Source organism: Micromonospora sp. NPDC085948, assembly GCF_040686315.1.
Taxonomy (GTDB): domain Bacteria; phylum Actinomycetota; class Actinomycetes; order Mycobacteriales; family Micromonosporaceae; genus Micromonospora.
Genome location: NZ_JBFBJW010000002.1, coordinates 273,260 through 285,920 on the forward strand (window position 1 = coordinate 273,260; position 12,661 = coordinate 285,920).

Genomic DNA, 12,661 nt, shown 5'->3' on the forward strand with positions numbered 1-12,661 from the left:
CCGCGGGCCAGCCCCGCCGGTCAGCGCCGCGGATCCAACTCGTCCAACAACGACGGATCCCGTCGGATCAGCTCGGCCAACCGGGCCGCCGGGTCCGGGGTCAGCCCGTCCGGGCCGGGCGCCCACTCGGGGACCGTCCGGCCGGACAGCGGCCACGCCGGCGGGGGTTCCACCGGCGGCGGCGGGGGCACCGGCCCGACCGTGACGTCCGGCCCGTCCCAGGAGACCCGCATGGGGTACGTCCGACCCTCGTGCTGCACCTGCACCGTCACCACCAGCCCGGGATGGCCGCCGACGACCTGGCGGATCGCCTCGGCCACCTCCTCGACCGGACCCCACCCGGGGACCTCGCCCGGGGAGTCCGCCCCCGCGTGCCGGGGGTCGTGCCGTCCCGGCCCGGCGCCGCGGACGTCGTCCGTGCCCGGCCCCGGAAGGCCCGGCGGCGGGATGCTGTCGTCACGGTCGTTGGTCCGCCGGCGCCGCGCCTCCTCGCGCCGGGCCAGTCGGGCCAGCGTCTCGTCCAGGTCGCCCCTCACCAGATCACCTCTTCCCGCACGGCCGGAGCCGTTCGGCTCAGGCTTGCCTGTCCCGGGTGGCACGTTCCAGCGCACGGTCCAGGACGACAAGCAGGGCGTCCCGCACCGAGAGCCGGTCCCGGGCGTCGAACTGCACAAGGGGCACGTGGTCACCGATGGCCAGTGCCCAGCGGATCTCGCCGAGTTCCAGGGCCAGCCGCCCGTCGAAGGCGTTGACCCCGACCACGAACGGCAGCCCGGCCCGTTCGAAGAAGTCGATCGCGGGGAAGCAGTCGTCCAGCCGGGCGCTGTCCACCACGACCAGCGCGCCGAGCGCCCCGCGGGCGAGGTCGTCCCACATGAAGCCGAACCGGGCCTGCCCCGGCGTGCCGAACAGGTAGAGCTTCAGACTCCGGTCGATGGTCACGCAGCCGAAGTCCATCGCCACCGTCGTGGTGGTCTTGGTGGAACGGATACCCGGATCGTCCACGCCGATCCCGGCGGTCGTCATCTCGGCCTCGGTGGTCAGGGGAGCGATCTCGGAGATCGCACCCACGGTGGTGGTCTTGCCCACCCCGAACCCACCGGCCACCAGGATCTTGACCGGGATCGGCGGTGCCGCCGGCTTACCGACCGGCGGCGAGGGCCTCCCCGCGCCGGATGGCGGCTGGTACGGCGGCGGCGGTGGGCCGGCGCGTCCGACTGCCGGCCCGGCGCCCGGCACGGCGTAACGGGCGGCGGCGCTGTTTCCGGCGGCCCCGCCGAGCGGGGCGACCGGCCATTCAGGAGATCGCACGAAGTCCATCAATCACTCGCAGGATGAGGTCGGGGTCGGCGGCGTCGTTGGTGTCGCTGACGTGCACGTCCAGGTGCCCGGCCGCCCGTAGGTCGCCGACCAGGACCCGCGTCACGCCCAGGTGCAACCGGGCGCGGGCCGAGATCTCGGCAACCGAGATCGGTGCGGCGCAGAGCGCGATGATCGCCTGGGATTCCGGTGCCAGCAGGGCATCGGGAGCGCCGGTCGGCCAGCCGCCGTCCATCCGGGCGGTCACCTGCGTCTCCAGCCCGATCGCCGGGTCGGCACCCGCCACCCGTCCGGAGGTGAGCACGAACGGACGGGGACCGGCTGGTCGACCATCGTCCGGCTCCGGCTCGGGCAACGCCGGCGCCATCACCTCGCCCGCGTCGGTCGGGCGAGGCGTGTGCAGATACGGGCGGATCCGGGTCCTCGGTTCCGGGTCCGGATCCTCGCCGGCGACGTCGGGGGTCACTGCTGAACGGCGTTCTTCAACTCGACGATCAGCCGCGGGGTCAGGGCACCACCGGCCCGCCCGGCGAAGAGCGTCATCTCGTACGCGACGGTGCCCAGGTTGGCTGACCGGTCGGCGACCACCCCGAGCACGGAACCGCTGCTGATCGCGCTGATCAGCAGGTAGCCGTCGGCCATGTCGACGATCACCCGGTTCAGGCCACCGAGGGCGTACCAACTGGCCGCCCCACCGGCGAGACTCGTCATCCCGGAGACCACCGCGGCCAACCGCTCCGCGTTGGACCGGTCCTTGATCGCCGACATGGCCATCAGGAGGCCGTCCGAGGAGACCGCGATCGCCTCCAGGACCCCGGCCGTGCCGGAGGTGAAGGAGTCCAGCAACCAGTTGAACGTGCGGGCCTCCGGGCTGAGGTCCCCGCTCGCGCCGGACTGGCTCTGGTCGACGTTGTCGTGCAGGAAGGGACTGGTCACCGTGATGATCCTTCTTCGTTCCGGCGGTCAGGGCCGACTTCGCGGAGCGCGCGGGCGACGCCCTCCTCGAACTCGCTGATCTGCTTGCGGACCTCGGCCGGGTCACCGAGGTGCGTACTGGGTGGCTGACAGGCCGGGACGACCGTGAGGTTCGCCCCCGGCACCCGTCGGCTCAGTCGGGGCCGACCCGGTGTGGTGTCGGACGGATCGGCGCCACCGGCCACCGTAGGGCCGACGCCGCCCGGTGTGCTCGGCAGGTCGACGGTGTTCAGTTCGGCCCGGCGTACACCGGCCTGGAACGCCTCGACCAGGGCCCGCGCGGCGGCGGGGTCCGCACTGGTGGCGTCCACCGGCCGGGTTGGTGGGGCGGCGGCGTGCAGGCTGGCCCCGGGCACCCGCTGCCGAACCCGGGGAGTGCTCGGTGCGCCCGACGGTTCCGGCTCCGGGGCGGCGGGTGCGGCCTGCTGCGGCGGCTGCCCGGGGCCGAACGCGTTCCAGGACGGGCTGGCCTCCAGGCTGCGGGTGGCCCGGCTGAGCAGGTCCGAGTCGAAGCGGGTTGGCTCGGTGACGGTCGTCGTGATGGACCGTGTGGCGCGCTCGGACGCGGCCGCCGTACGCCGGTCCCGCTCCGGCACCGAGGCCCGGGCGACGGTGCTCCCGGCCGGGTCGGCACGGCGCAGCACAAGTGACGTCGACGGGATCTCCAGGTATGCCGTCACTCCACCGCCGGTGGTGGCGGCCAGTCCCACCTCCCAGCCGTGGCGCCGGGCCAACCGGCCCACCACGAAGAGGCCGAGCACCTCGGTCGGTGCCAGGTCGAGTCGTTCCCGGCGGGTGAGCCGGGCGTTCTCCTCGGCCAGCCGTTGCTCACCCATGCCGATGCCGTGGTCCACGACGGTGACCCGCGCGCCGATGCCGGACGTCTCGGCGGTCACCAGCACCCGGGTGTGCGGCGGGGAGAAGGCGGTGGCGTTCTCCATCAACTCCGCCAGCGCCAGGATGAGGTCGCCGACCACCGCCGGGGCGGCTGAGATGCCCGCCGGCACCCGCACCTCCACCCGGGTGTAGTCCTCGATCTCGCCGAGCGCCAGCCGGACCACGTCGGCCAGCGGCACCGGCGCGGTGTGGGCGTCGGCGCCGGCCGAACCGGAGAGCACCACCAGGCTGCCGGCGTTGCGTCGCAACCGGCTGGAGATGTGGTCGAGCCGGTACAGGTGCTCCAACCGGCCCGGGTCGGCCTCCTGCTTCTCCAACCGGTCGATCAGCGCGATCTGCCGGCCCACCAGGTTCTGGGTACGCCGCCCGACGTGGCCGAACATCTGCGCCACGTTGCGCCGGCCGGCGACCTGCCGCTCGACCAGCCGCGCGGCGGTGCTCTGCACCCGGTCGAAGGCCCGCGCCAGGTCGCCGATCTCGTCGTTGGCCCGGATGTCCACCGGTTCCAGCCGGATCGGCTGGGGGCTCTCCCCCTCGTCGTCGGTGACCCGGACCAGCTCCGCCTCGGCGACCCGGGCGACCCGGTCCGCCGAGCGGGTGAGTCGGGTCAGCGGTCGGGCCACCGTCCGCGCGACCGCCGCGCTGAGCAGCACCACCAACGCCAGGATCAGGGCCGCGGTGGCCCCGACCAGGTACGCGGCCGTCAGCGCGCGCCGCTGCTCGGCGGTCACCTCGGTGAGTACGTCGGCGACCAGCTTCTTCTCCACGAACTGACCGAGCCGGATCATGGTGCGGACGGCCGGGAAGAGCGCCTCCATCGGCACGTCGCGGACGGCGCTGGCCGGGTCGCGGGCGCTGGTGGCCAGGAAGTCCGAGCTGGTTCGCGCGGCCACGGCCGCGTCGTTGAGCTGGGCCACCTTGAGCTGCTCGGGTGTGATCAGGCTGCGGAAGCGCTGGTTGTCGACCAGGAGCGCGGCGATGCACGCCACGTACCCGTTGATGGTGTCCGAGGTGCCGACCGCCTTGACCAGCAGGCTCAGGGTGGCGCAGGCGCCCAGCCCCTCGTCGGCGCGGAGCAGCCCGTCGAGGGCGAGCACCTGACGGCCCGGCAACGTGTCGGTGTCCACCCCGAACACCAGACGCAACGAGTCGATCAACCCATTGTTGACCGGGCCGAACGCATCCATCACCTGGCCCGGGTTCGCGACCCGGGCCAGCACGGACGTGCGCAGCTCGATGAGACTGGACACCCCGTCCAGGGCGTGGTCGACCCGGTCGGTGAGCGCGCCGCTGCGCCCGGCCCGCAGGTCGGCCACCCGGTCGTCCACGTCGGCGGACTTGCGGACCACCTCGCCGCGCTCGACCCGGCCGAGCAGGAAACCGACCGAGAGGATGCGTTCCTGCTGGAGGTCCTGGACGAGGCTGCCGACCCGGCTGGCGAGCCGTACCCGCTCGGCGGTGTCGCTGGCCCGCTGGGCCGCGCCCACCCGGTCGAGCATCACGGGCACGGCCAGGCCGACCATGCTGAGCAGCGGGATCACCACGAGCAGTGCGAGCTTGCCGCGGATCCGGAGCCTACCGAGCAGCATCGAAGGCCCCCCACCGCGCGGGCTCCGCGTCGCGCGCCACGTCGGCCGGTTGCAGCCCGCGCGGGTCGTTGGGCACCGGTTGCCACGAGTCTGCCGGCGCAGGGGTGTCGGCACTCTCCGCGTGGGTCACCGCCAGGGTCGCCCGACGCCGCGCCCGGCCACCGGCGGCGACCTGCAGCGCGGCGAGCCAGCTCAGCAACAGCACCGCGAGTACGCCCGCTGCGCCGATCAGCCATCGGCTCCGGTTGAAACCGTCGATGCGTTCGACCAGCAGGGCGTCCAGTTCGGCGAGGATGACCGGCTGAAGTTGGCGGGCCGCCCGGTGCGTGTTGAGTCCGGCGGCGCTCAGATGACCGGGGTCCACCACGCTCGTGCCGTTGGCCGGAGTGGAGTACGCGGCCAGCGCCTCCACCGAGCGTTGGTAGGTGTCCAGTGGGGTGAGGACGTTGGCACCGAGATCGGTGCTCTCCGAGCCGTCCACGGCGGAGCGCAGGTTGTCGACGAGGTCACCGGCGGGTGCCAGGGCGGCCACCCGCAGGCCGGCCAGCTCCATCATGCCGCGTGGTTGCTCGGCGGCCGGCCGGCGGGAGACCAGCATGCCCAGGTCGGCGAGCCGGCCGGCGGCCACCACCGCCTCGGGCAGTTCCTGGCCGGCGCTGCCCTGGAGGAAGAAGGAGTCAGCGACGGGGTCACGGACCAGCCCGGAACTCTCCCGGACCTTGCGGTGCAGTGCCAGCAGCAGGTCCGAGACCTCGCTGTACGCCGTGTAGGCGGCCTCCGGGTCGACGGGGCTGCGGCCGCGCAGTGCTTCCACCTTGGCGCGTACCCCGGCCCAGCGTTCCTGGCTGAGCAGCTCGGCGCCGATGCGGGCGTCCACCGCGGCGGCCTCCTCGACCGCCCGGTTCAGCGCGTCGCCGGACACGGGTCGATTGCTGACCGCGGCGGACTGGGCCTCCACGAGGGCGTCGGTGACCGACCCCAGCGCGGTGAGGTACTGCACGCCGAGTCGCTCCCGGGCGGCGAGGTCCCGGTCGTCGGTGGTCTGCTGCCAGGCGGACGTGACGAGCAGACCCACCGGTGCCAGGAGTGCCCCGACAAGCAGCAACGGCAGCAGTCGGCCCAGGGTGGACGGACGTCGACGGGCCCGCGGCGCGGGGACTGTCATGGTTGTGTCTCCTCCGGCATGGGGCGCGGATCGGCGCGGTGTCGGGTGACCCCGACAAGTCCCGTGCACCGGACCGGAAAACTAACCGACCCCCTCGCTGGTCAGGCCTCGGTGGACGAGTCAGGTTCGCGTCACTTCGAGCAATGTCACCATTCGCCCCCGTTCCCGACACGCTCTGTTTCGTCAGTGGGTGTGACATGGAGGGATGCAGGCCGATATCCGTGAAAGATCGGAATTCACGGGATCCGAACTCAACTCACTGTGCCGCGTCGGACATGGCGCGCTCGCTGCCGTCCGTGCACCGATCGGGGCAACCGGACGGACGTACGGCGGATCTCAGCCAACGCTCAGGCTGCGGGCCGTACCGTGTGCCGCATGACATCGCCGTCGCCGGCCGCGTGGTTCCGGCGTGCCCTGCCCACCCGCCGCCGCGCGATCGCCGCGGCGGCGGTCGTCGCGCTGCTGGCCGCCGCCGTGACCTGGGCGGTGTGGCCACAGGGGTCGGGCGTTCGCAGCACGAGCGAGATGCTCACCGTCCGCTCCGGACCGTCCGACGACCAGCCGGTGGAGCTGGACACGACCTTCTACCTGCCCGGCGACGCCTCGTCCGCGCGGAAGGTCCCGGCGGTGCTGTTGGCACACGGATTCGGCGGCACGAAGGAGTCGGTGCGCTCCGACGCGGAGGAGTTCGCCGGGCGCGGCTACGCGGTGCTCACCTGGACCGCGCGGGGTTTCGGCCGCAGCGGCGGTGAGATCCACCTGGACAACCCGGACTACGAGGTGCGCGACGCGTCTCGGCTGCTGGACTGGCTGGCCGCCCGACCGGAGGTCCGCACCGACGCCGCCGGCGACCCGAAGGTCGGTGTGGTCGGCGGCTCGTACGGCGGTGGGTTGGCGCTGTTGCTGGCCGCCCAGGACCGTCGGGTCGACGCGATCGTCCCCATGATCACCTGGAACGACCTGTCCCGTGCCTTCCTGCCGGAGAGCACCGGCGGGGCGCCGACCGAGGGCGTGTTCAAGAAGGGCTGGGCCGGTCTCTTCTTCGGCGGCGGCGGCAACGTGGGTTCCGGCCCGGCGGGGCTGTCCGGCGGGACCGCCGCCCAGCCGCAGGGCGCACCGGCGTCGGCCGGCCCGCCCAGCCCGGGGCCGGGCGCCGGTCCGGGCAGCGGTCCCGGTGGTGCCCCGGCCGGTGCGGCCGACCCGTCCTGCGGCCGGTTCGCGGCCGACGTGTGCGCCGCGTACCTGCGGATCGCCACCACCGGGCGGGCCGATCAGGCGGCCGTGGACCTGCTGCGCCGCTCCAGCCCGGCGGGCGTACTGGACCGGATCAAGGCGCCCACCCTGCTGGTGCAGGGCGAGGCGGACACGCTCTTCCCGCTCGGCGAGGCGGACGCGAACGCGAAGGGCATCGCCGCCGCGGGCACCCCGGTACGGGTCGCCTGGTTCACCGGTGGGCACGACGGTGGCAGTGGACCCCGGTCGGACGAGGACCGGGTGAAGTTCCTGACCGTCCAGTGGCTCGACCACTACGTCAAGGGCGAGGGCGACGCTCCCGGTGACGACTTCACCTGGTCGCGGATCGCCGGTTTCGACGCGCTCGACCGGGGTCTGGTCGCGACCGGATTCCGCCGCGCCGACTACCCGGGTCTGACCGGCAACGCCCGCCGGGAGGTCACGGTCGCCGGTCCGGCCCAGCCGATCGCGAACCCGCCGAACGGCAACCCCGCCGCCATCTCCTCGATCCCGTTCGCCGGTGGGCTCACCTCCCTGCTGGACGGCGTGGCCGGTGACGTTCCCGGCCAGCACGCCCGGTTCGAGTCGACGCCGTTGACCGAGGCGGTGGACGTGGCCGGTGCGCCCACCGTCACCCTGCGGGCCGCGTCGCCGACCGGCACGGCGGTGCTCTTCGTCAAGCTCTACGACGTCGACCCCGACGGCGCGGCGACCCTGCCGAACGGGCTGGTCGCCCCGATCCGACTCACCGGCCTGCCGCAGCGTGTGCAGGACGCCACCCCGGTCACCGTGACGCTGCCCGGGATCGTCCGCCGGGTGGAGGCCGGGCACCGGCTGAGGCTGGTGGTGGCCACCTCGGACCAGGCGTACACCACGCCCGCCGAGCCGACCGTCTACACGGTGTCGGCGGACGGCGCGGTCAGCCTGCCCACGGTCGACGGCGAGCCGATCCCCACCGCCGCGACGCTGTGGCGCTGGGTGCTCGCCGGTCTGCTCGCCGCCATCGCGATCGGCCTCGTCGTGGTCGTCGCCGTGCTGCGCCGCCGGCATCGCCGCCAGGACCGGTCGGTGCATCCGGAGTACGCGGACACGCCGTTGGCCGTGCGCGCGCTGCGCAAGGAGTACGCGGACGGCTTCGTGGCGGTGTCGAACGTCGACTTCGAGGTGCACCCCGGTCAGGTGGTGGGTCTGCTCGGACCCAACGGCGCCGGTAAGACCACCACCCTGCGGGTGCTGATGGGGCTGACCCAGCCGACCGCCGGGGAGATCTACGTCTTCGGTCGCCGGCTGGTGCCCGGCTCGCCGGTGCTGTCCCGGATCGGCGCGCTGGTCGAGGGACCCGGTTTCCTGCCGCACCTGTCCGGGTTGGAGAACCTGAAGGCGTACTGGCGGGCCACCGGCCGGCCGTGGGAGGACGCCCAGTTCGACGCGGCCCTGGAGATCGCCGGGCTGGGTGACTCCGTACAGCGGAAGATCAAGAACTACAGCCACGGTATGCGTCAGCGGCTGGCCATCGCCCAGGCCATGCTCGGGCTGCCCGAGCTGCTGGTGTTGGACGAGCCGACGGACGGGCTCGACCCGCCGCAGATCGCCGAGATGCGCCGGGTGCTCCAGCGCTATGCCACGGACGGGCGGGCGGTGCTGGTCTCCAGCCACCTGTTGGCCGAGGTGGAGCAGACGTGCACCCACGCGGTGGTGGTGAACAAGGGTCGGATCGTGGCGTCCGGGCCGGTGGAGGAGATCGTGGGCGAGTCGCCGAGTGTGCTGTTCGACGTCAGCGACCCGGTGGCGGCGCGGGCGGTGCTGGACCGGCTGCACGGGGTGCGGGTGCTGCCGGAGAGCGACGGCCAGTTGGTGGTCGACACCAACGGCACGGCTCGCAGCGAGGTGGTGGCCGAGCTGGTGCGCGCCGGCATCGGGGTGGACCGGGTGGTGCCGCGACGCCGCCTGGAGGACGCGTTCCTCGCCCTGGTGGGCGACAACTCTCGGGGAAGCGGTGACCGGTGATGGCTGTTACTGGCGCGGGTGCGGCCCAGGGCTACCGGCCGTCGGCCACCATGCCGTTCGGGGCGGAGTTCCGCCGGCAGGCGTCCCGGAGGCGTACCCAGCTGGCGCTCGGGTTCATGGTGCTGCTGCCGCTGATCATTCTGATCGCGTTCCAGTTCAACTCCGGTGGCGACGACGACAACGGCAACAACGAGTTCGCCAGTCTGGTGGACCTGGCCACCTCCGGTGGGCTCAACTTCACCCTCTTCTCGATCTTCGTCTCGGCGTCGTTCCTGCTCGTGGTCGTCGTGGCGCTGTTCTGTGGCGACACGGTGGCCAGTGAGGCGAGCTGGGGCAGCCTGCGGTACCTGCTGGCAATCCCGGTGCCCCGGGCCAGGTTGTTGACGGTGAAGCTGGTGGTCGCACTCGCGTACTCGGGACTGGCTCTTGTGCTGTTGGCCGGCACCGCGTTGTTGGCCGGCACCCTGCGCTACGGCTGGTCGCCGCTGCGCAGCACGGTCGCCGCCGAACTGGAACCCACCGAGGGGCTGCTCCGGTTGCTGGCCGTGCTCGGCTACCTGGCGGTCGTACTGCTGGTGGTGGCCGGATTGGCGTTCCTGCTGTCGGTGACCACGGACGCCGCGCTCGGCGCGGTCGGCGGTGCGGTACTGCTCTGGATCCTGTCCAGCATCCTGGACCAGATCACCGCCCTGGGCGCGTTGCGCGACTTCCTGCCCACCCACTTCAGCACCGCCTGGCTGGGGTTGCTCTCGACCCCGGTGCAGACCGACGACGTGGTGCGCGGCTGCATCTCGGCGATCAGTTACGCGACGCTGTTCTGGGGGCTGGCGTTCTGGCGCTTCACCCGCAAGGACATCACGTCGTAGCGGCGGGGCTCACAGCCGGCCGTCGGGCGGGCTCACCGACGACGGCACCGCGCTGGGCGCCGGCGGCCGGGCCGGCCGGGTCGGCACCGGCGCGGACGGTTCGGCCTTCTTCCAGGCGCTGACGCCGATCCGGCCGGTGTTGCCCAGGTCGATCGGTCCGTCCGGGTCGACCTCCTCGGCCGGCTGCCCGGCCGCGGGTGCCACCGTCAGGTACTCGCCGTTGGTGGCCACCACCGTCGAGTCGGTGACGAGGTTGCGCCAGAGCAGCACTGCCGTGGCCCGTTCGTTCGGGGCGAGGGTGACCTCGCGGGGCGGTTGGTCGAAGCCCGAGGTGATCTCCTTGCCACCGTTGACCACGCGCAGCAGGACCGGCTCGCGCTGCTCGTCGAACACGTGCAGCACCGGGTATCCGTTGAGCTGGTACGGGCGGTCGCCGCAGTTGACCAACTCCAGGCCGAGGGCGCGTAGGCCCATCGCGGCGTCGCCACCGGTCGAGCGGATCCGGACCCCGGTGGCCGGGCAGTCGGCCAGCGGGTCGGTGCTCGCGGACGGGCTCGGCGCGGCCGGCGGGGGGCCCGGCGGATCCCCACCCTGGCCCCGATGGTCGTCGGAGGTGCAGCCGCCGAGCGCGAGAGCCGCCGCGACCGCCGCGCTGATGCGCAGCCGTGCTGCCGTGTCGCGGGAGACCATTCGTTGATCCTCGCCCACGTGGGCGAGCCGCCGCCGCGCGGCCCCGACAGTCGGTTGCCCTGTCGAGCTGCCCCACCTGCCCGCCGATCATGAGGTTATTGCCGTCCTTCTCGGCGAGTCCTGACAACAACCTCATGATCGGCGCTGGAAGTCCGCTTGGTGCCCGCGGCCTGTGGGGCAGGTTGTATCCACAGTATGGGAGCGCGCCCATGGCCGTTGGATCGTCCTTTAATTCGTTCTATCCGCAGGTCAGGGGTCATGGTGACGCGGCTGCGCCGGTACGGGCGCTCGACGCCAGGCCGTGGACACCGGTACATTCCGACCGGGGACTTTCCCACTAGCAAGGAATTTATAACCTTCGATACTTTCATGCCTCACATTGAAGAGATCTCAACCCTTCGATGGAGGTACCGATGAACGCTTCTCGGCTCGGCGGGCCGACCCTGTCCCTGTTCCGCATCGTGATCGGCCTGCTGTTCACGTTGCACGGCCTGACCTCGGTCTTCGGGTTGTTCGGCGGCAACCCGATGACCGGTACGGCGATACCCATCGGCACCTGGCCGGGCTGGTGGGCCGCACTGATCCAACTGGTCTGCGGCGTACTGGTGCTGGCCGGGCTCTTCACCCGGCCCGCCGCACTTCTCGCGTCCGGCTCGATGGCGTACGCCTACTTCGTGGTGCACCAGCCGGACGATCTGCTGCCGCTGCACAACGGTGGTGAGCTGTCGGCGCTCTTCTGCTGGTCGTTCCTGCTGGTCGCGGCCCTCGGCCCGGGTTCCTGGGCGCTCGACACGCTGCTCGCCCGTGGTCGCGACGTTCGGCCCGCGCCTGCGGTGCCGGCGACCGAGCCCAGCTCGATGGTCATCTGACCGCACCCGTACCGCGCGTCGCCGGAGCCTCGACGAGGCGGCTCCGGCGACGCGCCCGGTCCGGGTTGCAGGGGTGGAACTGGCGATCTCGCGGACTTGATGCGCACTGCCACCATTGGCCGTTCAGCTGGCCAGCAAGGCCGGTGCCGGGGAGCCCACGGGGCGTCGGCGCATGACCTCCGCGATCGTCGTTTCGCCCGAGAGTCCGAGGTCCCCCAGTGGTCTGGCGGCAGCATCGAGATCCTCGGCGTTCGTGAGATGGAACGACCAGAGCAGCTCGTCAGCTACGTTGCAGACCACCACCGCCGCGTCGCCGGACGGATGAAGCTGAGCGGAGATGTCGTGCAGTGCGTCCGAGGGCACCGCGGCGATGAAAAGCACCTCGCCCGTCCTGGTGCGTGGCGACGAGAGCAACTGCTCCCGCTGCTCCGCCACAGTGAGAGCGGCACGTAGGCGCTGTGCGGTGGCGGAACGCTCAGTCCGGTGCCCATCCTGACTCTGGCGGATGATGTAACTCGTGCCAGCCGAGTCGTACATGTCCTCCACGTGGACACGAATCTGTACTGGCAGTGGGACATCGGCGAAGCGGAGGATTTCCGGCAGGTCTGCGCGCAGTTGAAGCAGGCTGCTGCGCCCGCCCATCAGCCCCGGTATCTGGGGGCTGTGGAAGGCCCAGTCCTCGTCATCCGTGTTCGGGCTGATCACGATCAGATCGATGACGTTTTCACGCACTCTTCAGCACCTCCCTGGCTTCCTCGGGGGTGAGCCCGACCTGTTGTACCAGTATGACGCCGACCGCGCGTGGTGAGACGGTGGATTTGTCGTGAAAGGCAAAGGTGATCGACGGGCGACCGTTGGCAACGAGGCGGCGATGAGAGCCGGACTGCCGCTCGACCCGGTAGCCGAGTTCGCCCATGAGCAACCTCAACAAGGCTCTCGCCTTCAACGATGGCCACTGGCTCCCCATGCACAGCAGTTTCCTCCATCCGAGCGTGTCTCACCCGTACCGACACTGACCGTTGGTGATGCTGTACTCAGCGCACGCACCGC

Annotated in this window: 12 protein-coding genes; 3 read left to right on the forward strand and 9 right to left on the reverse strand. The window is 71.9% G+C overall.

What is annotated here, in order from left to right:
* Nucleotides 1–20: 20 nt before the first annotated feature.
* From AB0O48_RS07025 to AB0O48_RS07050, 6 genes are read right to left on the reverse strand one after another with little or no spacing between them, the layout of a single operon-like run.
* A complete protein-coding gene (locus AB0O48_RS07025) occupies nucleotides 21–536 on the reverse strand; it encodes a hypothetical protein (RefSeq protein ID WP_357252594.1) in 516 nt (171 codons plus the stop codon).
* Between the two features lie 37 nt (nucleotides 537–573).
* Nucleotides 574–1,320, reverse strand: a complete 747-nt coding sequence (locus AB0O48_RS07030) for an ATP/GTP-binding protein (protein ID WP_357252591.1) — start codon at nucleotides 1,318–1,320, stop codon at nucleotides 574–576.
* Nucleotides 1,298–1,786: a DUF742 domain-containing protein gene (locus AB0O48_RS07035; RefSeq protein WP_357252588.1), complete on the reverse strand. Its 489-nt coding sequence runs from the start codon at nucleotides 1,784–1,786 to the stop codon at nucleotides 1,298–1,300. Before AB0O48_RS07035 ends, AB0O48_RS07030 begins: the two co-directional genes overlap by 23 nt.
* Nucleotides 1,783–2,256, reverse strand: a complete 474-nt coding sequence (locus AB0O48_RS07040; RefSeq protein ID WP_355027544.1) for a roadblock/LC7 domain-containing protein — start codon at nucleotides 2,254–2,256, stop codon at nucleotides 1,783–1,785. Before AB0O48_RS07040 ends, AB0O48_RS07035 begins: the two co-directional genes overlap by 4 nt.
* Nucleotides 2,253–4,781 carry a sensor histidine kinase gene (locus AB0O48_RS07045; RefSeq protein WP_357252584.1) on the reverse strand — a complete coding sequence of 843 codons (2,529 nt, stop codon included), beginning with the start codon at nucleotides 4,779–4,781 and terminating at the stop codon, nucleotides 2,253–2,255. Before AB0O48_RS07045 ends, AB0O48_RS07040 begins: the two co-directional genes overlap by 4 nt.
* Nucleotides 4,768–5,946 carry a hypothetical protein gene (locus AB0O48_RS07050; protein ID WP_357570821.1) on the reverse strand — a complete coding sequence of 393 codons (1,179 nt, stop codon included), beginning with the start codon at nucleotides 5,944–5,946 and terminating at the stop codon, nucleotides 4,768–4,770. The genes AB0O48_RS07045 and AB0O48_RS07050 overlap by 14 nt, the downstream gene beginning before the upstream one ends.
* 375 nt (nucleotides 5,947–6,321) lie before the next feature.
* On the opposite strand from AB0O48_RS07050, the gene AB0O48_RS07055 reads away from it, so the two are divergent.
* Nucleotides 6,322–9,186 carry an alpha/beta fold hydrolase gene (locus tag AB0O48_RS07055; RefSeq protein ID WP_357570822.1) on the forward strand — a complete coding sequence of 955 codons (2,865 nt, stop codon included), beginning with the start codon at nucleotides 6,322–6,324 and terminating at the stop codon, nucleotides 9,184–9,186.
* Nucleotides 9,186–10,052, forward strand: a complete 867-nt coding sequence (locus tag AB0O48_RS07060) for an ABC transporter permease subunit (RefSeq protein ID WP_357252575.1) — start codon at nucleotides 9,186–9,188, stop codon at nucleotides 10,050–10,052. Before AB0O48_RS07055 ends, AB0O48_RS07060 begins: the two co-directional genes overlap by 1 nt.
* Before the next feature lie 9 nt (nucleotides 10,053–10,061).
* On the opposite strand, the gene AB0O48_RS07065 is transcribed toward AB0O48_RS07060, so the two are convergent.
* Nucleotides 10,062–10,742, reverse strand: coding sequence for a DUF4232 domain-containing protein (locus AB0O48_RS07065; RefSeq protein WP_357570823.1), 681 nt, complete (start codon nucleotides 10,740–10,742; stop codon nucleotides 10,062–10,064).
* Nucleotides 10,743–11,155: 413 nt separating this feature from the next.
* Here AB0O48_RS07065 and AB0O48_RS07070 point away from each other — a divergent pair, with 413 nt between their 5' ends.
* The gene (locus AB0O48_RS07070; RefSeq protein ID WP_357252568.1) at nucleotides 11,156–11,611 is read left to right on the forward strand and encodes a DoxX family protein; all 456 of its coding nucleotides are present in this window, start codon (nucleotides 11,156–11,158) and stop codon (nucleotides 11,609–11,611) included.
* Nucleotides 11,612–11,734: 123 nt separating this feature from the next.
* On the opposite strand, the gene AB0O48_RS07075 is transcribed toward AB0O48_RS07070, so the two are convergent.
* Together AB0O48_RS07075 and AB0O48_RS07080 are read right to left on the reverse strand one after the other, a co-directional pair.
* Nucleotides 11,735–12,343 (reverse strand): hypothetical protein, encoded by a 609-nt coding sequence (locus tag AB0O48_RS07075; RefSeq protein ID WP_357570824.1) that lies wholly within the window; start codon nucleotides 12,341–12,343, stop codon nucleotides 11,735–11,737.
* Nucleotides 12,336–12,527: a type II toxin-antitoxin system HicA family toxin gene (locus tag AB0O48_RS07080; protein WP_355027555.1), complete on the reverse strand. Its 192-nt coding sequence runs from the start codon at nucleotides 12,525–12,527 to the stop codon at nucleotides 12,336–12,338. Before AB0O48_RS07080 ends, AB0O48_RS07075 begins: the two co-directional genes overlap by 8 nt.
* Between the last annotated feature and the right edge of the window lie 134 nt (nucleotides 12,528–12,661).